Origin of the sequence: Fontibacillus panacisegetis (assembly GCF_900102215.1) — a bacterium.
GTDB classification, from domain to species: Bacteria; Bacillota; Bacilli; order Paenibacillales; family Paenibacillaceae; genus Fontibacillus; species Fontibacillus panacisegetis.
On record NZ_FNBG01000006.1, the window covers coordinates 130,414 to 155,048 of the forward strand.

The 24,635-nt window shown below is 41.5% G+C and carries 24 protein-coding genes and 2 pseudogenes; 6 read left to right on the plus strand and 20 right to left on the minus strand.

Annotated features, from left to right (window positions below):
• Window positions 1–63: 63 nt before the first annotated feature.
• The 3 genes from BLS49_RS07825 to BLS49_RS25600 all read right to left on the minus strand — a co-directional run bounded on the left by BLS49_RS07825 (window position 64) and on the right by BLS49_RS25600 (window position 4,966).
• Window positions 64–3,897, minus strand: a complete 3,834-nt coding sequence (locus BLS49_RS07825; RefSeq protein ID WP_091228139.1) for an S-layer homology domain-containing protein — start codon at window positions 3,895–3,897, stop codon at window positions 64–66.
• Window positions 3,898–4,051: 154 nt separating this feature from the next.
• Window positions 4,052–4,531 carry a nucleoside deaminase gene (locus tag BLS49_RS07830; protein ID WP_091228141.1) on the minus strand — a complete coding sequence of 160 codons (480 nt, stop codon included), beginning with the start codon at window positions 4,529–4,531 and terminating at the stop codon, window positions 4,052–4,054.
• A 69-nt stretch (window positions 4,532–4,600) separates the two neighbouring features.
• Window positions 4,601–4,966, minus strand: coding sequence for a hypothetical protein (locus BLS49_RS25600; protein ID WP_342707181.1), 366 nt, complete (start codon window positions 4,964–4,966; stop codon window positions 4,601–4,603).
• 182 nt (window positions 4,967–5,148) lie between these two features.
• On the opposite strand from BLS49_RS25600, the gene BLS49_RS07840 reads away from it, so the two are divergent.
• The 4 genes from BLS49_RS07840 to BLS49_RS07855 all read left to right on the plus strand — a co-directional run bounded on the left by BLS49_RS07840 (window position 5,149) and on the right by BLS49_RS07855 (window position 8,558).
• Window positions 5,149–5,469, plus strand: coding sequence for an iron-sulfur cluster biosynthesis family protein (locus BLS49_RS07840; protein WP_220482809.1), 321 nt, complete (start codon window positions 5,149–5,151; stop codon window positions 5,467–5,469).
• A 192-nt stretch (window positions 5,470–5,661) separates the two neighbouring features.
• Window positions 5,662–6,579, plus strand: coding sequence for a permease (locus tag BLS49_RS07845; protein WP_091228143.1), 918 nt, complete (start codon window positions 5,662–5,664; stop codon window positions 6,577–6,579).
• 39 nt (window positions 6,580–6,618) lie between these two features.
• Entirely contained in the window at window positions 6,619–7,566 is a 948-nt protein-coding gene (locus tag BLS49_RS07850; RefSeq protein ID WP_091228144.1) for a TIGR03943 family putative permease subunit, read from the plus strand.
• A 17-nt stretch (window positions 7,567–7,583) separates the two neighbouring features.
• Complete coding sequence (locus tag BLS49_RS07855; protein WP_091228146.1) at window positions 7,584–8,558, plus strand: CobW family GTP-binding protein; 975 nt, start codon at window positions 7,584–7,586, stop codon at window positions 8,556–8,558.
• On the opposite strand, the gene BLS49_RS07860 is transcribed toward BLS49_RS07855, so the two are convergent.
• Window positions 8,555–9,064, minus strand: coding sequence for a Crp/Fnr family transcriptional regulator (locus BLS49_RS07860; protein WP_245742304.1), 510 nt, complete (start codon window positions 9,062–9,064; stop codon window positions 8,555–8,557). The genes BLS49_RS07855 and BLS49_RS07860 overlap by 4 nt on opposite strands.
• 91 nt (window positions 9,065–9,155) lie before the next feature.
• Here BLS49_RS07860 and BLS49_RS07865 point away from each other — a divergent pair, with 91 nt between their 5' ends.
• Window positions 9,156–9,326 (plus strand): hypothetical protein, encoded by a 171-nt coding sequence (locus BLS49_RS07865; protein WP_245742298.1) that lies wholly within the window; start codon window positions 9,156–9,158, stop codon window positions 9,324–9,326.
• A gap of 50 nt (window positions 9,327–9,376) precedes the next feature.
• Here BLS49_RS07865 and BLS49_RS07870 read toward each other — a convergent pair whose 3' ends face one another.
• The 16 genes and pseudogenes from BLS49_RS07870 to BLS49_RS07935 all read right to left on the minus strand — a co-directional run bounded on the left by BLS49_RS07870 (window position 9,377) and on the right by BLS49_RS07935 (window position 23,480).
• Window positions 9,377–10,150, minus strand: coding sequence for a GTP pyrophosphokinase (locus tag BLS49_RS07870; protein ID WP_091228150.1), 774 nt, complete (start codon window positions 10,148–10,150; stop codon window positions 9,377–9,379).
• Window positions 10,151–10,395: 245 nt separating this feature from the next.
• Window positions 10,396–10,965 (minus strand): GNAT family N-acetyltransferase, encoded by a 570-nt coding sequence (locus BLS49_RS07875; protein ID WP_245742305.1) that lies wholly within the window; start codon window positions 10,963–10,965, stop codon window positions 10,396–10,398.
• 272 nt (window positions 10,966–11,237) lie between these two features.
• Complete coding sequence (locus tag BLS49_RS24775; protein ID WP_175471346.1) at window positions 11,238–11,411, minus strand: hypothetical protein; 174 nt, start codon at window positions 11,409–11,411, stop codon at window positions 11,238–11,240.
• Window positions 11,412–11,651: 240 nt separating this feature from the next.
• Window positions 11,652–11,811, minus strand: a pseudogene (locus BLS49_RS07880) (transposase); the annotation flags it as partial.
• A gap of 147 nt (window positions 11,812–11,958) precedes the next feature.
• Complete coding sequence (locus BLS49_RS07885) at window positions 11,959–12,639, minus strand: NAD(P)H-binding protein (protein ID WP_091228154.1); 681 nt, start codon at window positions 12,637–12,639, stop codon at window positions 11,959–11,961.
• A gap of 547 nt (window positions 12,640–13,186) precedes the next feature.
• Window positions 13,187–14,611 (minus strand): aldehyde dehydrogenase family protein, encoded by a 1,425-nt coding sequence (locus BLS49_RS07890; RefSeq protein ID WP_091228156.1) that lies wholly within the window; start codon window positions 14,609–14,611, stop codon window positions 13,187–13,189.
• A 242-nt stretch (window positions 14,612–14,853) separates the two neighbouring features.
• On the minus strand, window positions 14,854–15,657 hold the full coding sequence (locus tag BLS49_RS07895) for an SDR family NAD(P)-dependent oxidoreductase (protein ID WP_091228158.1): 804 nt from the start codon (window positions 15,655–15,657) through the stop codon (window positions 14,854–14,856).
• A 64-nt stretch (window positions 15,658–15,721) separates the two neighbouring features.
• Complete coding sequence (locus BLS49_RS07900) at window positions 15,722–16,555, minus strand: SDR family oxidoreductase (protein WP_091228161.1); 834 nt, start codon at window positions 16,553–16,555, stop codon at window positions 15,722–15,724.
• 29 nt (window positions 16,556–16,584) lie between these two features.
• Entirely contained in the window at window positions 16,585–17,289 is a 705-nt protein-coding gene (locus BLS49_RS07905) for an NAD-dependent epimerase/dehydratase family protein (RefSeq protein WP_091228163.1), read from the minus strand.
• Window positions 17,290–17,417: 128 nt separating this feature from the next.
• Complete coding sequence (locus BLS49_RS07910; RefSeq protein WP_091228164.1) at window positions 17,418–18,095, minus strand: TetR/AcrR family transcriptional regulator; 678 nt, start codon at window positions 18,093–18,095, stop codon at window positions 17,418–17,420.
• 74 nt (window positions 18,096–18,169) lie between these two features.
• Entirely contained in the window at window positions 18,170–18,565 is a 396-nt protein-coding gene (locus BLS49_RS07915; RefSeq protein ID WP_091228166.1) for a hypothetical protein, read from the minus strand.
• A 42-nt stretch (window positions 18,566–18,607) separates the two neighbouring features.
• Entirely contained in the window at window positions 18,608–19,426 is an 819-nt protein-coding gene (locus tag BLS49_RS07920) for an oxidoreductase (protein ID WP_091228168.1), read from the minus strand.
• A gap of 278 nt (window positions 19,427–19,704) precedes the next feature.
• Window positions 19,705–19,827 carry an S-layer homology domain-containing protein gene (locus BLS49_RS25745; protein ID WP_139173111.1) on the minus strand — a complete coding sequence of 41 codons (123 nt, stop codon included), beginning with the start codon at window positions 19,825–19,827 and terminating at the stop codon, window positions 19,705–19,707.
• Between the two features lie 233 nt (window positions 19,828–20,060).
• Window positions 20,061–21,074: a zinc-dependent alcohol dehydrogenase gene (locus BLS49_RS07925; RefSeq protein ID WP_091228170.1), complete on the minus strand. Its 1,014-nt coding sequence runs from the start codon at window positions 21,072–21,074 to the stop codon at window positions 20,061–20,063.
• Between the two features lie 239 nt (window positions 21,075–21,313).
• Window positions 21,314–21,943 (minus strand): annotated as a pseudogene (locus tag BLS49_RS07930) (family 1 glycosylhydrolase); the annotation flags it as partial.
• 544 nt (window positions 21,944–22,487) lie between these two features.
• Entirely contained in the window at window positions 22,488–23,480 is a 993-nt protein-coding gene (locus BLS49_RS07935; RefSeq protein WP_091228174.1) for a zinc-binding dehydrogenase, read from the minus strand.
• A 135-nt stretch (window positions 23,481–23,615) separates the two neighbouring features.
• On the opposite strand from BLS49_RS07935, the gene BLS49_RS07940 reads away from it, so the two are divergent.
• Window positions 23,616–24,200 (plus strand): TetR/AcrR family transcriptional regulator, encoded by a 585-nt coding sequence (locus BLS49_RS07940; RefSeq protein ID WP_091228176.1) that lies wholly within the window; start codon window positions 23,616–23,618, stop codon window positions 24,198–24,200.
• Window positions 24,201–24,635: the final 435 nt, after the last annotated feature.

The following is a 24,635-nucleotide window of genomic DNA, read 5'->3' on the forward strand; positions in this document are numbered from 1 at the left end:
ACTACAATAAAGATGGCCCTCTCCAATATGGAAGAGGGCCTTTCTTATCACTTGTGTAAGTTTTCAGTTCATAAACTGCACGTACTGCAGCATACGCTTCAACACGACTGCCGCTTCTGCACGGGTAGCTTGCGCTTGCGGTACAAATGAATTATCGGTCATTCCGTTCAGGATTGACGTATTTATGGACTGCGCTACAGCTTCCTTCGCCCAGCCGCTAATGGCTCCGCTATCCTTGAATCTGGCCAAATCCGCTTGATCCACCGCAACACTTTGCCCGGCTACATTCATCGCGCGTGATATCATGACAGCCATCTGTTCACGGGTGATGCCTGCGTTTGGTTGGAATGCTCCATTCTCGAAGCCCTCTACCATTCCTGCTTTACTGGCAGCCCCCACTGCTCCTGCAAACCAATCCGTTGACTTCACATCGGTGAACTGAACTTCATCCGTCTCTGACAAGCCCAACGCACGAGTAAGCATCGCAGCAAATTCCGCCCGTGTAATCTGGCTTTGCGGCTTAAAGTCGGTATCCGTAACCCCCTGAATCACGAGCTTGGATGCCATAAGCTCAACATCCGCTCTGGACCAATGGTTGGTCAAATCGCTAAATGTTTTGGAATTTTCAACAATGGCATAGATGCTGTTGCCCGATCTCTTCAGCGTTGCGATGGTTTTTGCATCCTTCTTCGCAAAGAGCGCCGGCACAAACGTGATCCTATTTGCTGTCGGATCAAATAGAATGGCTGTTGTCTTTCCGGTATCTGCCAGTCTATCAAGTTCAATCGTTCTGGAAATATACCTTTTCCCAAAATCATTAACTTTAAACTGTTTTCCGCCAGCCGATGCAATCACTTGGAAGTCATAAGCAGAAGCTACCAGCCTCATACCGGATTGCTCCACTTTTGCTTCCAGTGCTGCTTGATGCGCTCCGCTAACTTGTTCAATAACTATGCTGATCTTTACATCACGGGAATCCGCCTCAAGCGCTTTGGCTAAAGCCGGTATATTCAAGGTTTGCAGCGGTAGATCATAGGTCGTATTTCCATATACCATGCTCAAAACAAGAGACTGAGTTTCAGCTAACAGAGCAGAAAGTGAATCGGATGGAAGTTCTATTTTGCCAATCGGCTCCTTTCCTGTTAGCTCAATCACCAATCTCGGATTTGCAGCTCCCGAAGAAGTCTGGATTTTACCCAAAGCCTGAGTCAAAACCGCTCCTTCAAGCGCTGCTGTGGCAACGGATTTTCCGTCAGCCGTTTTCTCCACTGTCGATTCAAGCGTCAGCACCGGATTTTTGTCATTTGCCGTTGGAGTGCTTGGATTAGTAGTGGAGCCTGCGCTTGAGGATTTACTCCCGCTGCTGGTACTTCCGGAATTATTACCGCTGTTTGTATTGCCTGAATTATTGCCGCCTGTGTTACCACCTTGGGATGAATCTCCTGCTGCAGTTAACGATTTGGGATCTGTCATTGTCCATGTTGCTCCGGCATCTCCGGAAAATCTCATGGCATAATTCCAAACCCCTGCTGAATTCGGAACAAAGCTGGCCCCATACATGTCATTTTTGCCACTATCCTTGGAATATGAGGCATCGACCCACGTATAGGAGGCTTGACCTTCCTTCTTGTAACCCAATTGTGCAAGAATGTGCACACCTCTGCCCACGTAATTGGTGACATTGGCCGCATTCACTTCCGCGAAAACAGAGACAGTATCTCCAACATTTTTCTTTTCCTCAAAGGCGCTTAGTTTGTCCACTTTATCAATCTGAATCTTCGGCAGCTCTTCAGCAGGAGTTCCCGTTCCCTTTGCCTTATCAATGGAGTATTGATCAAGCAGCTTGCCGTTCTTCTCCTGCATTGAAATTGTTAATTGATCCCCGTCCACATTAATATGAACATAGTTTGTATCTTCCGTATCATTCAAATAGTATGCGTTCCAAATCTGGCGAATCGGATCACTGTAATTTTTGTTCCCTGTTCGGCCAACCAGATAATAAACCGTTCCCTCCGCAGGGCTGTTTACAAAGTTATTGTTATTAATCGGGTATGATCTTGTAACTGTATGGTCGTGAGCACTGAATACAACATCTACCTTGTACTTATCAAATACAGATTGAAATGCCTGCTTAATCGGTTCGGCGTCCTTATCTCTCGATGCCCTGCTGTAATAAGATGCCTTATGGTACAGTACTACCTTCCATTTTTTCTCCGTGTTCTTCAAATCATTCTCCAGCCATTCCTTCTGTTCCAGCAAAATATCTCCCATCGGGTTAGGCAGGTTCACATTTGCTTCGGCCTGCTGTGAATTCAGGACAACAAAATGCACATCACCGTAATCAAAGGAATACACGGTTCCCTTCAAACGATCTGGCCCGTTTTGCGGAAGATTGAACTGAGCAATATAATTATCCGCCAATTGATTCGCATTATACCCAGCATAGTATTCATGATTCCCGGTTGCAGACATTTGTGGGATTCTCTCGATTACGCCTTCCGCACCCTCAAACCACTTGTGCCAGTGATCATAACTGGAATCCAATTCCACAAGATCTCCAAGATTCATAAAAAATTTTGCGTCAGGATGAGTTTGATATGCAGTATTGACTGTTTCTCCCCACTTGGCATAATCACTTTCTTCCTGTCTGCCGCTTTGACTGTCACCAAAAACAAAAAATGAAAAAGGAGCCGTCGCCTCCGATTCTGTCGTAAATGTAAAAATATCGCTCCACTGTGTTCCATTTCCCACCCGATACACGTAAGTTGTTCCCGGCTCCAATTCGGTTAATGTAACTGTATGCATCATATCTGCATGGAAGGGTTTGGTATCCGCTGCAATGGATCGAGATTCACCGGGAAATGTCCCCTCTTCTAACTGCTTGGCAAATTGTACAACTCCACCCGATATATCATTCGTCGTCTTCCAAGTAATCGTCTGTGTAGTTTTTGGATCTTGTGACCAAGTCAACGTAACATCATATGGCTTCGTGATTGTAATATCATCATAAAATTTATTCACTTTATAACCAAGCAGCCTGTTTTCCCACGTAGCACCATTGTTTAAAGAAAATCTCATAGCATAATACCATTTACCAGCACGATCCGGCGTAAAGTTCGCCTTGTAGCGATCTTTACTGCCCACTTCATCCAGATATTCCGCGTCTACCCATACATAATCTGTATCATTCTCGATTTTGTACCCAAGCTGCGCCTTTATGTTTTTGCCTTGACCAGGTTCATCTGTGATGCCTTCCACATAAATTTCCCCCAAAATATCCGGGGTTGGGTTGCCAATCATCAGTCTATCGTTTAAATCCGTTAGATTTTCTAATGAATTGATCGTTAATGGCGTTAACTCATCCTCCGATCCCACAACTATCAGAGTGTTTTCTCCGGAGGACACCCAAGTATTCCCTCCATCGCCCGATACTCTCATCGTATATTTCCAAATCCCCACTTGATCCGGTGTAAAATTGGCCTTATAACGATCATTATTACCAGTTGCTCCTGCATAAACGGCATCCGACCAGACAAAGTCATGTTCGCCTTCAGCAAGCTTATAACCCAGTTGAACCTTAAGTTTGGCGATTTGATCCGTTTTTCCAGTCACATTATCAATCCAAATCTCTGCATAAATGCTGCGGGTCGGCACATTAATCAATTGAGTGCTGGTCACTTTGCTGAGATTGCCTGTCCATCCTATCGTGTATACAGCATCTGTTATAGACTCGATGCTGTCATCCCCGATCTTCGTCTCGGTATGTAAGGCAACCGTAGGATCGGTATTAACCGTGTCCGCAGTTGCAGCAATCGGCAATATAGCTGCCCACATTGCTTGCATCATTAGTGCAAACGTTAGCACTAATAAACAAATTTTTTTCTTTCTCGTTTTCATCTAATCACTCCTATCTTTTATCTTGTTATATTCTATTAGGGAATTATTAAGTCTACGCTATTAATGTGTTACTTTTATGTTAAACGAATTTCTAAACGTAAAAGGATCATCCCCGTTGCTTGCTTGAAAGCCAGGGATGATCCTTTTACCTATATCAATATTCAACTTTGTTGTTTGACGTTCTCCAGGCATCAAATGGTAGTGAATGCTTGGTTGTTTTGATTTGCTTCATGGGGATGGATCGCTGATCCATAGGCAAGTCAATTTGTTTGTATATAAATTGATCATCAAATCCAACCTGAGCAGCATCCTCTTTGGAACTGGCAAAATACACAGCGTCCGGACGTGACCAATAGATGGCTCCAATGCACATAGGACAAGGCTCGCAGCTCGTATAAATCGTACATCCCTTGAGCTGAAAGTCATTTAAGTGCCGGCAGGCTTCACGTATCGCTTGCACCTCTGCATGAGCTGTAGGATCATTTAACGAAGTGACCATGTTTCTTCCCGTTCCGATCACCTTGTCTTCCTTCACTACAATTGCTCCAAAGGGACCGCCCATGGCTTGAAGAACATTTTCATGTGCCACATGGATCGCCTTATCCATCCAATATTCATCGTTGAATTTTTTCATAGGGTTCCTCCTTATGACCACTTTACAGATTATTTGGTAATAAAATGATTAACAGGATCATTATAGCAGTCATAAAGAGAACAGACTATTGCTGTTCATTTCGTATTTTTTAAAACCTGACCTCATATTCGCAATGCTCATCCCCATTAACATTACATTTTGTTTCTTTAACACTGACCCTCTTATTCCAAATCCTACTTTTAAATCCCGCAGCATCTCAAGTAACTCTTCCAGTGAATGTACCGGCAATTCTTCTCCTATCTTTCTGCCTATAGTTAACGTAGTGCCTTTTCCTTTTAGTGGAAGTCCCTGATACATCCCAATCAGCCGAATGGCTCTATATAGCTCTAATGGAACAGAATTTCCCAATTTGACCCTTGATATTTTTGTTAGATCCTCAAAAGCAAAATCCTTCGTTGAGTTCTTTGTTGTCATCAACACTCACCCCATCCATATGTACATGATCAAAATAGTATAATCTACCACTAGTATATTGAATTAGTAATCTGAACTTGTGATTTGCGACACACCAGGAGAATATAAAGCGTATGATAATGACAAGGAGCTCATTTTATGAAAAAATATATGTACTTACTCATCTTGAAAGGAGTCAAATAATGATCAAAATAGAAATAACTCCGTTAGCCACGCAGAGAATTCAAGAAAGCCTCGGTGATAAGCCTGGCATCATAAAGCTCATATATGATACAGAAGGCTGTGGCTGCGATGGGATTAACCGATTGCTGATTCAGCACGAGAGCGGACAATTTGACACTCCAATCGATGCCCCTCCTTTCACTTTTGTAGTCGATCAGCAGCATCAAATTTTTTATGAGGATATGCTCAGACTGGATGCAGAAGCGAACTATCCCGTTTTTAAGCTGAGCAGCGACTCTTCTACCTATAGTACTAACGTCAGTATCCAGGACTTGCGTTAAACAGCCTATTTATCTAAAGAAGCCCTTGATTCTCTCACCAATGAGAGAACAGGGCTTCTTTAATATTGTCCAGAACGTGAAAAAGGCGAGTGTCAAAATTTTTTCGAGCAACTGATTGTTATTTGTAATGGTTACGATTAAAATAAGCGTAGATATATTTATCATTTTTTTCTTAAGGAGTTTATTTACATAATGGCAGCTCTTTCCCTGGATTACTCAGCTAATTTGCTTACTTTCAAAACGATGTTCATCAGTATTTTTCTTGAAGCCCTGCCCTTTATTCTTATGGGTGTGTTCTTCTCCGCTCTGCTGCAAATGTTTGTATCTGAACAGCTTATAGCACGTATTATACCCAAAAACCCCATATTAGGTATGCTTTGCGCTAGTCTTCTCGGATTCATTTTTCCTATTTGCGAATGTGGAATGATTCCCGTGATACGTCGCCTTATTTCAAAAGGAATGCCTGTTTACATTGCAGTGATCTTTATACTGAGTGGACCGATTCTAAATCCTATCGTATTTTTTGCTACCTATACTGCCTTTCGTAGTCGACCTGAAGTCATTTATTCCAGAATGGGCTTGGCTTTGATAACTTCTCTAGTTATAGGAATGCTTGTATACCGGTTTATTCGTTACAACCCTCTACGCCTAAGTGCAGAGACTATGTATGATGATCGGAATGTTGAAACAACGCATCAAAGGGTTGGAGAGAGATTCACTAGTTTCTTTATGCATATGATTAATGAATTTTTTGAGATGAGTAAGTATTTGATTTTTGGTGCATTCGTTACAGCGTTGATTCATACCTTCGTCAATACTAGCCAATTGCTGGCTTACGGCCAAGGTACGATTAATTCTCACTTGTTCATGGCAGGCTTTGCCTATGTGCTCTCGATCTGTTCCACTTCAGATGCTTTCGTCGCTTCTTCCTTTGTTAACACCTTCTCTACAGGATCTTTAATTACTTTCCTTGTGTTAGGTCCAATGCTTGATTTTAAAAGTACCTTAATGCTTCTTTCTGTTTTCAAAACGAAGTTTGTCATCAGCTTGAGTACGATGATCGTAATCACAGTGCTTGTGCTTAGTATTGGGCTAGATTTTTTATTTTAAGAGCAATTCACAACAACCTATAGGCAGGTGCAAAATATCATGCGAAAGCAACGTTACCTCATGGCTTTTCACTATACACTAAGAACGATCATTCTCCTTGGGATATCGGGGTACATTGTGTATCTGGTAGAGACGAATACTTTGCAATTATACATTGGCTGGCGCATTATGCCTTTGGTCAAATGGTCAGCTGTTCTTATCTATCCACTTGCCGTCATTCAGGCAGTTATTGCGTATCGCCATTTTAAGGGAGATATGAAAGCTTGTGATTGCTGTACCCCTGCCCCATCTAAATCATGGTTGCGCAATGGGCTCGTATATAGCTTGTTGATGCTTCCACTACTGTTGGGATTTCTGTTGCCTTCAACTGTACTCGGTGGATCTTTTGCCAATACAAAAGGAATAACTTTAAACTCGGTGTTTGCAAATCGGAATAATCCCATCGCTAAGACTGAATCTGATTTAACTGTCTCGGATGACTCTATCGATCACTTATTGCCTCCATCAGATCCAACGCCAGAGCAGCTGAACCAAATGTTCTATACAGAGGATCAATTTGAAACTGATTTAGCTGAGCTCGGCAAACGGTTATATATCCTTCCAGTTATTAAGGTAAAACCAGAAATTTATATGGAGGTCCTATCCTCGATAGTAGTATTTATAGATCATTTTGTCGGAAAAGAAATAGAAATCAGCGGCTTTGCATATCGTGAACCAGACATGGCTGACAATCAATTAGTCATTGGACGAATCGCCGTTCAATGCTGTACAGCAGATGCTGCGCCTTATGGTGTTCTAACTGAGTTTGATGAAGCCCCGGAATTTCCGGATGATACTTGGCTCTCCGTTCGAGGCACTATTGGCTATACCGAATATAAGGGCAACAAAATTTTGAAAATCGACGTTACTGAATCCAGCATCATGAAAGCACCGGACAACCCATATATATATCCTAACTTTAGTTTTCTGGATGAGAACGTAGAGTAGACAAAAGGAGTGGTTCAATGAAAACACCAGTTATCGTCATTAGCGGCTTTCTCGGAAGTGGCAAAACTACGTTACTTCTCAAATTAATACAAGAGGTTCATAGACGTGGAATCAAACCAGCCATTCTTATGAATGAGCTGGGTCGCCAGGATGTGGATGGACATATTTTAGCCCAAGCAACGGATGGCCTTATTATGGAGAAATTGCTGGACGGCTGTATTTGCTGCAGCAAAAAAAGCGAAATTTCTAATGCTATTACAACGCTGCTATCACAGTCTCCTGATGTTATATTGATTGAATTAACAGGTGTGGCGAATCCTGAGGAAGTTGTTGACGAGATGGCAGAGCCTGGATTACTTAACGAGGTCTTCTTGCAGAAAATTATTACTGTCATTGACGCAGAAAATGTACTTGAGTACAACAGCATCTTCTCCTCAGACAAACAGCTTGTACATACGCTGCGCCGTCAGATCGAAGTAGCAGACATTGTTATCGTCAACAAAAGAGATCTCATCAACGATTCTCATTTATCCAAAGTAGTGAAGCTGGTTGAGAAGCATAACGACAATGCCCGAATATTCACTACGATTCAAACACAAGTAGATTTTATTCCTTTGCTTGATGGCTTGCAGCCATTAAATCTTCCAGCTAAAAAATCTTCACCATTCAACATGTTATCGAGGCACTCACACCATAATGATGGACATAAACAAAATCACACTTCATTTTCCAGAATTCAGACCGTATACATTCCCTTGCAACAAAATATGCCCCTCTCCCTACGAAAGATAGAGAAGTTTCTAAAAAGCTGGGGAAATCAGATTCTTCGTGCTAAAGGGTACGTCTCTGTTAACTCTTCGTCTGAAATCTTATTGATCCAGTTTGCTGGCAAGCAAATCCAATGGGAGCCTTCAAACTATAAAGGTCCCCAATATATCGTCATCATAGGATTTAATCTCGATAGTGTCACGCTAATGGAGGCATGGGGCTAAAATACCTGCATATAACTCTCTGCATCCAGCAATTCAAATCGATTTTTGGAAAAGCGAATATATCCCTCCTGTGCCATCCGCTGCAGTTCACGCGATAAGGCACTGCGATCAACGGTCAAATAGTCCGCGAGATCGCTGCGGGAGAACGGAATTTCAAACACTGTGGCATTGTTTTTTTGAGCCTGCAGACTAAGATAGTGAAGGATTCTGGCACGCAGTGACTTATGGGATACCAGATCCAGCTTTTGATAAATAGAGCGGTTATTCTCCAGCAATAAAGCTAATATATTTTCGATGATGCGCCCTCGCAGATGGCAGGTCTTCTGTCCGGGCCGCACAATTTTATTAATTTTAATAAACAATATTTTGCACTCTACGCCGGCAACGGCCTCATAGTTGCTACGCTCTCGCGATAGACGAAGTGCAGTCTCTCCCAAAATTCCGCCCTCACCCAGCTCCGAAAATATAAATCTCATTCCGGAGATGTTCTCCTTGCACAGCAGCACTTGTCCGTGCAAAATGATCCCTACCTCATCCAGAACATCATCTGTTCTGAAAATAACCTCCGTGAGTCACTCTTCAGGAGCTATGTCACTCATGAAACCGACAGGGCTAATTCGTGATGAAGGACTTCTCGGTGCCATACGAATTGTAAGAAACGGCTTGAAGAAAGAGAATCGGACACAATTCAAGAAGATGTTTTCCTTTTTTAATACATCCGGAAAAGACCTTCAGTATATTGCTGTATGCAGCCGTAAAAATGATTAGCTCCATAGAACAGTGGATAGTTTTTTATAATCGACACCGGGAACCCCAATTTATTCGTTGAGATTCCCTGTGTTATTCTCTTTTTTACCACCTAATAGTTCTAACAGCGTTTCAGGCAATAAAAACTGCTGATTGTTAATAACAAGTTTTCGAATATCTATATCAAAATCGTCCTCTCCCTGCATATGTTTAATTTCATTTATCTCGCGATGTAGATCTCCCATTTGCAGATCGAGGGAATGTGCAGACTCAGCTGCGTTTTTCAATTCCTTAAGTAATTGCTCCGGTACAGTCTGCCTGTATTTATAAAAGATCTTATGCTCCAGACTTGCCCAAAAATCCATAGCAATCGTTCTAATTTGAATTTCTACACACACCTTCTCTACACTGTCAGACATAAAGACCGGTACATTAACCAGCATATGTAGGCTGCGATATCCGTTAGGTTTTGGCGATTCAATATAATCCTTAATTTCCAAAACTTCAAGATCATTTTGCTTCATTAGCATTTCCTGTACATTATAAATATCCGGTATAAAGGAACAGGTAATACGCAGGCCTGCAATGTCTTTGATATTCTCCTTAATTGTAGAAAAAGAAAGATCCAGATTTTTGCGTATCATTTTCTCAAGAATACTCTCCGGTGTCTTGATGCGCGATTTCGTATGTTCAATTGGACTATAATCGTGTAAAGCCTGAAATTCTTGTTTCAAAATATTTATCTTAGTCTCGATTTCATCGAGTGCACATCGATATAAAAGCAGCAGCTTTGTCAACTCATATTTCATTTGTTTCAATTGTTCAATACGTAACTCTGAAACCATGATAAATCTCCTCCACGTATAACGATGATCGTATGTAATATTTTCTGATATTATATATGATAGAGCTTTCTGGTTTACGAAGCAAATGGACGGTATCCTTAATAGTTAGATAAAAAAAAGAGACTAAACTGCTGTTATCAGCAATTTAATCCCCTTTTTTATGTTTCATTAGGTCAAAATAGATGCACGGTAAATATGCTTATTAAGCGCTACGGTTTCTATTCTCAACAAAGGTTTCTTCAAAGCTAACATTTTCGAATTTTAGGGATAAGTGTGAAATTACTATATAGCATTAAAAACAACATAAGTTCTCGTTTATCAAAAGCTCCATTTTTTATAATAATCTCCTGTTTTTTACCACCGAGTTTGATACAATATCCTGTTTCTTCATATCCATTATTGGTATAGAATTTTTTACGTCTTAATCTTTGTTCAATGTCATCTGCATCTTGGTTGCATGGTTCAATGGATACAATTATTTTATTATTGGCATGGATTGACTGAATTTCATCCAATATGCGGCTACCATAACCTTTTGAGCGAAGATTTTCAGCAACTGAAAAAAACATTACAAATGTTAGTTTTCTAATCGTTGCCATATAAACAAAGCCACATAATGTATCTCGGTCATAAAAAGATAGAAATTCGGTATTCCATAAATAAGACATCATAAGCATCATACCAAAAGGCATTCTATCTTCTTTAGGAAAAGAAGCTGTATAAATATTCTTTACTTCTTGTTTCCTTTTGCTATTTGCAACTTTTTCAACTCTTAAATCCATATCTCTATCATCACCGCCAAAAAGCATTCGCACATGAAGCAAAGAGTTCCACAATTTACAAATATATCAATAGAACTTGAATAATTATATCACGTTTTCAAAACTAAAAAAAGATATACCATCACCTTCTGGTGGGGGAATCTTATATCCTTTTAAGCGATAACTTTCATGCTACGAAAAAAGCCAACCCACAAGGGTTGGCTTTTTTCTTGATGCCGGTGAAGGGACTCGAACCCCCACGGTTTCCCTCACGATTTTGAGTCGCATATGCTATTCGGAAGATAGCATCCCTCTCCAGCACATCTTTAGCTATTATGGGATTGGCTCGAGGCTACTGCTTGATTAAACTTGTCCAGCAGTTCGGACAGTCCCTCTTCGGTAATCGCTCCGTGTGAGAAAGACATCAATGTCCGTACCGGCATATATCGAAGCATGGCCGCCAGCATGTCAGACGATACCGCCTCAGACGGTCCTAGCAATGGACTATGTTCTGTCTTCTGACAACCTGTGCCCACACGGGTTCTTGAAGAATTGTGATCTAAAGTCGAATTTCGCCTGCGGTCTCCGATTTAAACATCTTTTATGTAAGGTAATGCCTTTGAAACTCAATTCTTGATTGATGCGCATACAGGATCCAAGGTTATCTGAGTGATACAATTCCGGTTGCATTAATGAAGCAAATGTAGTTGCAGAACCTTAAGGTCTTGTAGTTTTTTGAATACATTTGGCTCATAGTAACCTTCCGCCCGGAAATGATGATTTCTGCACTTATATATCAAGTTTGCATGCTTATCGAAGATCAAAGATCGATACACTCATCTTCGATGGAATACTAACCAGCATGTGAATATGATCCGGCATCAGGTGTTTTTTTGCTATAAGACTTGACTACACCACCCGCATAGCGGATAGTTTTCTGTTTCCCACGCTTCGCGTGCTCAACTGGTTTAAAAAGAAAGCCGCCGTTCAGCGACTTTCTCTCAGTCTATTTACAAGAAAAAGAGCATTGGCGAAGTCTTATCTGTTTTACCCGCTTGCTTTTCGAGCAATATCATCTGACCCAATGAATTCCAACGCCGGCGTTTTCCGGCGTGCTGCTTCAATCATGACTTGAGCAACATCCGAGCTGTGCACTGCCTTGTACTGGGAGAGAGGACCAATCATGAAGGGACGCAGTAACTGGAACGCTATAATGCCCGCTCGCTCTCCCAGACGTTTCTCTTTCCGATTCCCGAGCATAAACGAAGGTCTCAGTATGACCAGTCTCGGAAGATTTAAGGCGATCAAATCCCGCTCCAATTCTCCCTTTACGCGATTGTAAAAAAGCTTCGACTTATCTGACGAGCCCATTGCCGTAACGATGACCATTTTAGCTGCTCCGTATTTCTTCGCTTGTTTTCCCAAAGTGAAAGGATACGCATAGTCCACTTGCCGAAATGCCTCCTGACTACCGGCTTGTCTAATCGTTGTACCAAGCGTACAGAACACGTCAGCTTGTTTAATGGTTGCCCCATCCAATTCTTCCTCAAGCCGATCATAAGAAATGAGCCTTTGTACTAGTTTCGGGTGAGAAATACCCATATCTCGCCGCACAAACACAATGACGCGGCGATAAGCCGGATGGTCAAGTAACAGCTTCACAAGCTGTTGTCCAACGAGCCCGGTTGCCCCCGCGACGACGGCTGTAGCTGATTGTTTTTTTGACATGAGTTGTTCCTCCTTCGTTCATTCGACAGTTCCTATTGCTTCCCTACAATCGCATTTACTTTCTCAATATTGCGGTCTGCCAGATTGGTTATATTATGTATCATACATTGAATTCTTTTGTTGTCTTCTGGTAGCTAAGCTAATCTACACCACAAGGACCAAATAAGTTGCCTCCACTTGAGTAACGGAAGCAACTTATAAGGCTAAGATCTTTTTTCTATGTTCATAACGTGGGGTCTTGGCCAGTATTTCCTCGTGAAATAGGGATAAATATGCTATTTAAAAGGACTCAACCTAAATATTAGCGGTAACTTATTGCGGCCCTCTCACTTCACGGATTGTTCGGAACAGCATATTGGGCAGGGCTGTTTATACGCCACCGGCGAGGCTTCCAAATGCACTTCCGTTGCATTAAGGGAGAGAACACTATGCAGTTTTAGCTCTGGTAATTCGAGCATTTCGTTGATATACTGGAGTGGCATCTGTCATTTCCTTTTTTTGTTGTCGGGTAGGACTTACAACAATACAGGAAGTACTGTTTTTTATTTCAATCAGCAATTAATGTTTGAAACTGCCCAAATACCTTATCCATGTCAATTCCCGCACTGTTGATATACTTCTGATTCGTAAATTCACGGATACCTTCTGCACCAAGTTCTCTTCCAAATCCGGAGGTCTTGATTCCACCAAATGGAATTCCCGGTGATGCCATTGTTGGCTGATTAATGGATACTGCTCCTGACTCCATGGCTGCTGACATTCTGGCAGCATTTGCAGGATCTTCACTGTAAACAGAGCTTCCAAGTCCAAAATCTGTTCCATTTGCAAGGGCAATGACTTCCTCCTCTGTCTTCCATGAGAAAAGCATCATCACTGGTCCAAAGATTTCATCCTTAAAGATTGGATTCTCTGGTGTTACACCAGTCAAGATCGTCGGCTGTACAAATGTACTGTTTTCTGGTACCTTTGGTCCTACTTCAGTTGCTGTTGCTCCATTGGCCACTGCTTTTTCTATCTGTGCTCTTACTTTATCAGCAGATTTCTTTGAGGACAATGGAGCAAGTGTGGTTTCCGGATTTAATGGATTTCCTATGATGAACTGATCAATCGCATCAGAGATAGCTCCCTTGAATGCTTCAAAAAGGGATTCATGTATAAACATCCTCTTATCACCTGCACATACCTGGCCGGAAATTGTCATACGTCCCAAAAGTGCACCCTGCACAGCCTTCTGCATATCTGCATCCGGCATAACAACCATGGCATCGGAACCACCAAGTTCCATAACACATTTCTTAAGATTCTGACCTGCTTTTGCTGCAACACCACGTCCTACCGGTGTACTTCCTGTAAGAGTAACTCCACAGATGCGTGGATCCGCAATCAGGTTATCCGACTGCTCATAATCGATAAAAAGATTTGTAAAGCAGCCATCCGGAAGTCCAGCATCCTTAAATAGCTTCTCCATTGCAAGCGCGCTTTGTGGGCAGTTCGAAGCATGCTTTAAAACAACAACATTTCCTGCCATCAGCTGTGCCGCTGCCGGCCTTGTCATCTGAAAGAAAGGTACATTCCATGGTTCAATCATGTAAATAATACCCAGCGGCTGATAGATACCCACTGCATTTCCAGACATCTGGTCTGTTGTTTTTACAAAATGAGGCTTTAACAGTTCCTTTGCATTATCTGCATAATAGTTCATAATATCTGCACAGAGATTCATCTCCCAAGCTGCAATAGTAACTAATTTGCCCGTCTCAATTGTATTGATTGCTGCAAGTTCTTCTCTTCTCTCTACTGCAAGCTCTGCCGCTTTGTGTAGAATTGCTGCTCTTTCTTCAAATGTTGTCTTAGACCAGGATTTGTATGCCTCTTGTGCCTTAGCAAGCTTTGCCTCAAGTTCCTCATTTGTTAAATTGTTAAACTCTGCTGTTACCTCACCAGTGTAAGGATTTGTTGTTTTATAAGCCATAATTATGTCCTCACTTTCTTTAACTTCAGATTTTTGACTTGTTACTTATGCTACGTGCAAACATGTGCTGCTTACAGATTCTCTTAATCATGATGTCTGCAACGTAGCTCCGTATATTGTAATAAAATCATAAATAGTAGATGAGTATTGTCATTAATAGCATGATCAATCGTCTCTGTACGTACATCGGCTTTTTCTGCAATTGCATTCTCTAGTTTTTTATTTTCATTTTTTCTCTGGCGTTATTTCTTTGCACTGCCTCTCATCTGCATATTATAAACATTGTCCATCAGCATTTTCTTAGGAAGGATTGGTGTCAACTTCATGAAAATCTTCTGAATTCCTACAAGTCCTGCTGTGATATTCATTTTCCCCTTCATCATTGCATCATATCCTGCCTGCGCAACAGGTGTTGGATCAGTTGCATTGGCAAAAAGTGCTGTATCGGAAAGTCCACCAGCATTTGCGAATCCAGTGCTCATAGCCCCTGGCATAAGACATGTCATCGTTACTCCTGTGTCTTTCAATTCTCTCGATACTGCATTTGACCAGCTTGTCACATAGGCTTTTGTTGCGTAATAACATGCCTGAAGTGGTCCTGGCATGGTAGCTGCCGTTGAGCTGACATTCAGAACTTTGCCACTTCCTCTCTTTATCATATCTGGAAGGAAGAGTTTGCAAAGCCTTGTAGGAGTTTCTACATTCACCGCAATCATAGAGAGATCCTGTTCCATGGTACGCTCACGAGCAAAATCACCCTGTCCACCATAGCCTGCGTTATTGATCAGATAATCTACATTCCATCCGTTTTCTTTACATGTGTTATAAATCTGCTGTGCTGCATCTGGAGATGAAAGATCTGCTGCAATCGTGTGTGCTGTCACATGATATTTTTTCTCCATTTCCTTTGCTTGTGCATCAAGTTTCGTCTGAACTCTGCCTACTAGGATCAGATCTCCACCTGATGCCGCATGAATATCTGCAAAGCGTGTTCCGAGTCCGCCGTAAGATCCTGTGATTAGTGCTGTCTTTTTTGATTTACTCATTTTTTATACCTCTTCTTTCTAAAAGTGTGTTTGGTTTTTACTATACTGAGACATTAAGTCCCCGTTAATCCTTATAGTCCGTGGAATAAGCTACCTCTTTTTGTTCCTCTAGTGCAGCTAAACGCGAAGACAAGCTTTTATGAACGAGTTCATATGCGTCACTTCCAAGTGTTAGCCGCAGCGGAGCTTTATCAGAATCTGCAGCTACAATTATGGCCTGAGCCATCTTGAACGGATCACCTGGGAAGTGCTCCGTCCCGGCTTGCTGCGACATTTGCCGAATATGGCCTACAGGGGTATTCTCATATTCACTCATGGGCTCACCTGTTATCATGCTGCTTCCACCGAAGTTTGTTCGTGCACTTCCAGGCTCGACGAGTGTAGCCTGTATATTGAAGGGGGCCACTTCTTGCACGAGACATTCAATAAAGCCTTCCATAGCCCACTTCGTTGCATGATAAATGCTCAGAGCTGGAAATGCTACTTGCCCGCCCATACTGGAAAGCTGTATGATGCGACCACCACCTTGCGTACGCAGATAAGGAAGAGCAGCACGAATGACTTGAATGGACCCGATGACGTTCGTATCGAATTGATGCGTAATTTGTTCATCACTCACTTCTTCAGCCGCTCCGAACAATCCATATCCAGCATTGTTAACCACAACGTCAATATTCCCTAAATCCTTAAATGCCTGATCAACAACCGTTCGAATAGCCTTATTATCAGTTACATCCAATGTAGCAACCCACAATTGTTCACCATATCGATCTTTTAGATCATTCAATGCATTATCTTTTCGAATCGTAGCAGCAACCCGATCACCGCGTTCTAATAAAAGCTCCGTCAGACTCCGTCCAAATCCACTTGAAGTTCCAGTTATAAACCATGTTTTCATCAAATATCCGCCTCCAGATTATAGTTATGTTAAACCTTGGTAGGGCTGTTTTTCTTGCTGGTTCTTAATGAGATAACTTCAGACTCCAGCACTTCAACTGCTGGACCTGATTCACGCGCCATCTTGACCATGGCTTGAGCTACATCCTTGCACTGAATGGCTTTCATTCTGGCTAGCGGCCCAATCAATAATGGATCAATCAAGCGAAAGACTGATGCTGTTGCCCGATCCCCAAAACTTTCAGCCTCCCGGTCCCCTAACAAGAGAGAGGGGCGCAGGATGACAAGACGCGGTAACCCAAGTGACAATAAATCCTGCTCCAATTGCCCTTTAACACGTGTGTAGAACATCCATGACTGTTCGGACGCCCACATTGCGGTAACAATGACGTAGCTGGCAGCACCGTGCTGCATAGCAGCTTTAGCCAGAGCCAACGGATACTCATGATCAACTTTACGAAAGGCTTCTTTTGAGCCTGCTTGTTGCATTGTCGTGCCTAAGGTGCAAAAGACATCGGCGTCTTTCAGCACAGAAGTATCCAATTCGCTTTCCAGTCTGTCAAAAGATACTTGTTTTTCCACCAGTTTCGGGTGAGATATGCCGATACCCCGACGTACAAGTACGATGATTCGTTGATATGCCGGATCCTCAAGCAAGAGCCGTACAAGCTGTCTCCCCATCATTCCTGTAGCGCCAGCTACAACAGCCGTGTCTGTCTGTTTTCTATTTGTCATCCTGACCCTCCATTTTTTCATCAAAACTTTTACTACTCCTTGGCTGAACCGGACTCTATCTCTTTTCGGTAAAAAAAGCACCCCTGAGTCCACTTTCTAGCATCGGCCCCTTTTGCACAACCCATCACCTATCCTTCGGTAGTACGAATGACTATATAATTCCTATAATATCCATCCAAATAACAAATCATCGTTTTCTGAACATCGTCCTTAAAATTACGTTGGAGCCCATCCAGATCGTTCTTCTCGATGATATCAACAACCTCTGCGGGCAAGGTGGCTGATAATTTGCAGCCGGTTATGATAGAGGCCTCTGCTTGAAGGATCTCCATCACATCCTCTTGGGTTAATGCGTGTGAAGCGCAAATGATGGCCACTAGCTCTGACATCAATTTGTACAAATTAATTTTATGGTTCAGCATGGTTTCCGGGTCCACATTCTTCTCGAAAACCGCTGTGCGCATGGATTCCAGTCTGACGTAAAGAGGATTCTGGTCGACGAGTTCCATCAGCTCATTCATAACGAGATTTTTGAAGTCATCGAAGCTCCGCACAGGTACTTCCCTTGCCATCTCCGTCAGACGAGCGAGCCGCTTCTCATATTCCCGGCACAGCAGGCTAAAAAACAATGCTTCTTTTGTTTTAAAGTACACGAACAGAATCCCGTTTGACATGCCCATCTGTTTGGCTATATCGGACATCTTTATTTTTTCGTACTCCGATAAAAGAAACATTTCAGCCGCTTTATCCATAATAGCTTTTGCCTTTAAGGCTTTTGCTTCGGGAGTCATTGCACGTTTTGCCATAGTGTTTATCACTCCATTCGACTCATTTTTATGGCTCATCGATTTGGAGTCAAAATAGTTCCGCCTTCCTCTTTTTATCCCATCAAGAAGGCCCTAACCGATTCATCGAAATCGCTGCAAAACGCTTTGGACATTTTTTCTGCTCCATTGCTCCGGGAAAGCCGGTTAATTTGCATGGCAGCGACAACATCGCTGGTTAACGTAACGACCTTTTTCGGGATTTCATTGCTGACGTCCATCGATACCTCGATCCATACTTTATTAACCTCCTGTGTCCAAGCTCCTTTTGCCTCACGATTATCTATGACGATGGCATCCGTTTCCTTGTCACGATGAGCTTCCTTAAGCAATTCCCCAATGGCGTAAGCTTCCTCCATGGTTACAAAAAAATTAGTATGCTTGATAAAGAAAATTCCGTCCTTTTTCCAGTAAGTGGTTGTCTTTGGTAGAAGAGAATCAAAGTTAGCCATTATCTTATATCCATCCTTTTCGAAATAATTGTATTTGTAGGATTAGCTGAACATTTTGATAATTCTATCGTGGGTACGATCTCCAAAAATATTTTTCATGAATACCATTGGTTTTGCCATATAACCTACAAGATAACGTGTTTTGGGTCTTTTAACGGTTACTGCTTTAGCAATGGTCCGCGCGATTAGCGCCGGCTTTGATAATTGATTACCTGTATAATTCTTGATCATATTATCGGCTACCTTGCTGGCTACCTCTGCATATGGACCCTTGGCAGATACCTGCTTAAGGTTTTCTGCGGCAATAAAACCCCACTCCGTCTTAATTCCGCCAGGTTCCACCACGATGACATCAATTCCGAACGGTTCCAATTCTAAGCGAAGGCAATCCGAAAGACCTTCAACCGCAAATTTTGTCGCATGATACCAGCCACCAAATCGGGTCCAAACTTTACCTCCCATTGAAGTTACGTTAACAATTTTTCCAAATTGATTTTTTCTCATACTCGGCACCACAAGTTGGATCATTCTAGCAAGCCCAAACACATTTACTTCCATTTGACGACGGGCTTCTTCCTGAGGTACATCCTCAATCGCTCCATAGGAACCATATCCTGCGTTATTAATCAGAACGTCAATTCTTCCTTCCTTTTTAAGGATCTCATTGACAGCCTGAATCATGGATTCGTCATTGGTGACATCCATGGAAATGGGACGAATGCCTTTTGTCGCAAGATCCTGCATTTTGTCGATGCGCCGTGCAGCAGCATAAACTGTAAACCCTCTGTTTTTCAGCTCAATGGCCGCCTCCTTACCGATACCCGAGGATGCCCCTGTAATTAATACAACTTTTTGACTCATGAGTAAAACCTCCGTATTTCTCGTATTTGATTCTGAGTCAATTATAAGTGACTCAGAATCAATTGTCAACAATTCTTATTGATTTTTTGATTTATTAAGATGATATAGCGAAGAGGCTGTTTCAAGTTAAAGCCCTTACTATAATCATTTCTACATGATCAACAGAATCCTTTAGAACCTCGATTGATACAATCAGTTATAGGGAGAAAAGGCCATTCGAAATTAAAAGAAGCGCTCCACCACAAATAGTTGTGGGAGGAACGCTCCTGTAATGTGACTTATTTCAAATAATTTAGCATGAACTGTGCAGTCTCGGCTCTTGTCGCCGGATCGTTAGGGGCGAATTGCCCTTCGGATCGGCCTTGCACCCACCTTCTATATCTTTGATGTTCAAATTCCATTATCCGTAAAGGTTGGCGACGCTAATTTCTACACTCCATTTGCGGATGAGTTGCTTGTGCATTATCTTATATTCTTGTACTAATAAACAAATAGTCGAATAACTTCACTAATGACAAAATCCCGCATAATATTAGTCACGATTAGAACTGGCATTACAAGGTACGATAAAACAATTGTACGTTTCACTTGGTCTACGTTCCTTCATCGGTCGCTCGGGAATCCCCACATTCAACTATAGATCGTAATCTATAACTACCTTTATTGCTTGGGATGCATCACATGCCATCTCAAAAGCCTCCGTAATTTGGCTATGAGGATAGCGATGGGTGATAATCTTGTTAATCTGCGTGCTGTGTGAACTGAGATAGCCCAAGGTTTCATTTATATCCTTTGGCGTATACATAAATGAACCCATAATAACGGCTTCAGTCATCATCAGACTTGAAAATGCAACTTCAGGGGACTTCTTATGCACAGCCACTACTGATAGCTTTGCCCCCGCTTTCGCCATGCTTAGAAATTGATCCGGTATATTCGATGCACCCGCACAGTCAATATAAATGTCGACATTTGGAGTCGGTAAACCAACACAGTTGTCTGACTGTCCAAAATGCCCAATTAAAAATTCTCTGAAATTGCTTTCTTTTAAATTGAAAGGCACTCCTCCCATCTCTTTGGCAAGTGCAAGACGTTGATCGTCCAAATCCACAATTACAGCGTTATTTACACCTGAGCCAACAAGAGCAGATAACGTACAAAGCCCAATTGCACCAGCCCCATAGATCACAATATTCGAGCCAGGTTTTGCTCCAGGCACATTTTTCCCATGAACTCCTACACTAAATGGCTCAATGACTACGGCATCATCATAGCTAACGTTGTCCGGCAATACGAACAGGTTGTAGTTGAGTTGTGCATTTGCTACAAGAACATATTCTGAGAAAGCCCCACCACGATCAGTATCAGTTGGGTTACGAAAAGTTAAAGGATTAACAAAAACTCGCATACCCACAAATATGTCTTGCACTGAAGCACCAACTTCTGAGACAACACCTACCATCTCATGTCCAAACTCTGCCCCTGGAAAAATTGAAACAATATCACCATTGTAATTATATGCTGTTACATCTGTGGCACAGATTCCCGCACGTTTAATTTGTACAATAACATCATTTAAACCAGGCTTTGGCATAGGCTTTTCCTCAATACTAATTTGCTTGATTCCATGGTATATAGCTGATTTCATAATGTTCGCAACCTCCGGAAAATGTGATATTTTTCACTTGAATTAATAAAATTCTAAATTATTGTATCAGTATAACTATACTAACACCGAGTATTTTTGAGCGTCAATTAAACAGAGATGGACTAAACATATATCAGGAAATTGTAACGCCCTGAAAAATCTCCTTGATTTTGGATAACAACCGAGTCCAACATACCACATAGGTAACCCTCTTTTTAAGAAACCTTCTTGGCTTTATTTTACAGATTCTGGCCATTCGACTTTATCACATTTTTATACCAAAGGAAGCTTTTTTTTCGGCTGCGTTCGAGAGTACCCTCACCTTCATTGTTTTTGTCCACATAAATGAACCCATATCTCTTTCTCATCTCGCCCGTAGAGCAACTTACGAGATCGATACAGCCCCATGGAAGGTAACCCATCAGTTCTACTCCATCTTCTATTGCTTCTTTCATCGCATGAATATGGCTTCTCAGGTAATTGATTCGATAATCATCTACAATTTCACCATGGGCATCCGGATGATCCTCAGCACCAAGACCATTTTCAACAATAAAAAGAGGTTTCTGATAACGATCGTACAACTGATTTAGCAAAATTCTCAACCCTACCGGATCAATCTGCCAGCCCCAATCGCTTGTTTCCAAATAAGGATTAGATCCACTCCAAGAGAAGTTTCCTGTTAGCTGTTCTTCCGCCTTACTAGCAATAACAGTGGACATGTAATAGCTAAAAGATAAAAAATCAGTTGTATACTGTTGAATTAATTCTTCATCTCCAGATAACATATCAATTTTAATATTGTTTTCTTTAAAGAATCGCTTCATATATGACGGATAATAGCCTCTCATCATGACATCCGAGAAGAAAGGGTAATTGTCAATCTGATCGCAGATGGACTTTACAGAACACACGTATTTGTAACGGCTCGGCGACCGAACGGATCAATAAATGCAGTCTATAACTTTATTTTCTTTATTCTGCTAAACTTCTAAAGGAGTACTTCACCCTCGCCGTTGTTCCTTTCATGTCAATGAAAACTGATGCTGGCATCTGCCATACAATAGCAGGACGTAAATACGAAAGCTAACCAATGCTGTCTGCAGTGCTCGAACTATCTGACAGTGGCGCGTCACTCATGAAATAAAGAATTCTACTACACAATTCCCCATTGTTTATGGGTTGAATAATTACTTTGGAAAATGAAAAAAGCGCAGTCCTTCAAGATAACTTGAGTACCGCGCGATACGAATCTTATAACTTCTTAATTTCCTTTAGCATCCTTCAATAGATTCATGGAATCAGTCCAACGTTATTTCGTACTTGATCGCGTAACTTATGAACTTCACCAGTGACAAGTGCTACTCGATTATCCAATAAACTCAACCAATTCACCCCTTTGGCTAAAATAGGTTAAACGATTTTGGCAACTACTTTTCCTGTAATCTTGCCTTCCTTCAATTTGGTTAAATATGCTGGTATTTCTTCCATCGTAATCGAAGTGATTTGTGGAGGATTAATCTTTTTTTGCTCTAATAGCCTAGAGAATTCCTCACCAATTCGAGCCAACTCGGATTGTGCTTCAATATCAGCATTTGTATAGATAGCACCAACAGCTAGTTCATGCAAAGATAACCCTTTATCATAAAATTTAATTTGGTTAAAATCAGGGAATCCAGCAAGAACCGCCATTTCTCCACCGAAGGCAAGAACACCCAGATCCTTGGTCGCACTATCAGGACCTACCGTATTCAACACATAATTAACTCCCGTTCCATTAGTCAATTCTGAAATCCTAGCATATACATCCTCAGATGAAAAATCGATAGCCTCGTCTGCTCCGAATTTTTTAGCATATTCAATGTCCTTACCTAAACAAGTAGTGATCACCTTCAAGCCAGAGAGCTTTGCTAATTGTATGGCATAGCCCCCTACTCCGCCTGCGCCTCCATGAATCAGTATTGTACTTCCGGATCGGGGTCTGAGTTTCTGAATTATTGCTTGGTACGCGGTAAATCCTGCTGCGGGAGCTACTGCTGCCACTTCAAATGCTATTGTCTCAGGCAACTTACTTGCAGTATGAGCTGTAGTAACAGAATACTCTGCGAATCCTCCATCCAAATTGTTTATGTCACGAAGATAGTAGACTCTATCTCCTACTTTGAAGTTGGTCACATTACTTCCAACTGAATCAACAATTCCAGCAACTTCTAGCCCTAATACGCGTTTTTTTTCACTTGTTGGTAGGGAACCAGCGTACGATGCAGTCTGATAGTCTGATGGATTTAAACCCGCTGCAAATACCTTAACTCCTATTTCGTTATCTTTAGGTACTGGTTTCTCCCTGTCCATTATTATAGTAAGACCATCTAAACTACCTGATTCCTCAAGAATAAGTGCTTTCATAAGAATTTCCCTCCCATATTTAATTGACAATATTCTATAAATAACATACATTTAAGCTGCCATTACAATTGTAACATCATATCATACAGGGTCAATGCATTATAAAACGGACTAAACAAAGCAGGAGGAATTGTAATGTCTACGAAAGAAGTTACAGAATTACAACGTTTGGAAGGGCTCAGGTTGTCTAATGAAGAATCCAATCGAATTACTAGATCAAGTATTGAATCTGCTTTGGTGCTGCTAATGAAAGATCAGACTTTTGAAGAAATAACGATTACAGGTATTGTTAAACGAGCCGGGGTGTCCCGTACCGCTTACTACCGGAATTACAAATCCAAAGAAGATATTCTACAGAGTACGATGAAGGAGATTGTAGATAAAATCGTTACTGCGATGAATCTGCATCATCCAATTAGAAACTCATACGAATATTGGCTTGCTTTATTTCAAACTTTAGAACAACATATGGACTGCTTACGCATTATCCTGAAAGTTAACTTGGCTGATGCTATTCTTAACGAAATGCAAAGCGCACAGATGAATACATCAACTGAGAAAACCTTACTTACCAACTACGCTGCTTACTTTTGGAGCGGTGCTGTCTACAGTGTAGCTGCTCATTGGATTAAAAGCGGTGCAAAGCAATCAGTCGCCGAAATGGCAACGCTCTGCTATAAAATTATAGAAGCAGTAGATGGTGATTATTGTGGTTCATAGAAGAGTTTTTGCATACATCATAAAACCAATTGGAACAGATGGACGGCCAGCAATACGGTAGCGCGATTCACCGTCAAAATATAACTAAACGGTTTGTCGGCAGCTTCAGCAGAATCCGATCTGTAATATGAATAAAACAACCGAGAATTAATCGGTTGTTTTGTCGTGTTTTTTACGATACTCAATTATTAGTTAAAAGATACCTTAACATATTAACACCATAGGACTCATTATGCATTTTTCTGGATTTTTATAGAAACTGAGCCCTGCAGAATGGTTAAAAAATAAAATGCATGATATTCAGCGATTCCGGGAATAAATTCTCCTCTCTCTATCCCCAATTCCATTATACGGGTTAATAGCTTAATTACTTCTTCGTAATCCTGATTACGAACAATTTCTTCGAGAATTTCTTTTGAGATCTTGCCGGAGTCT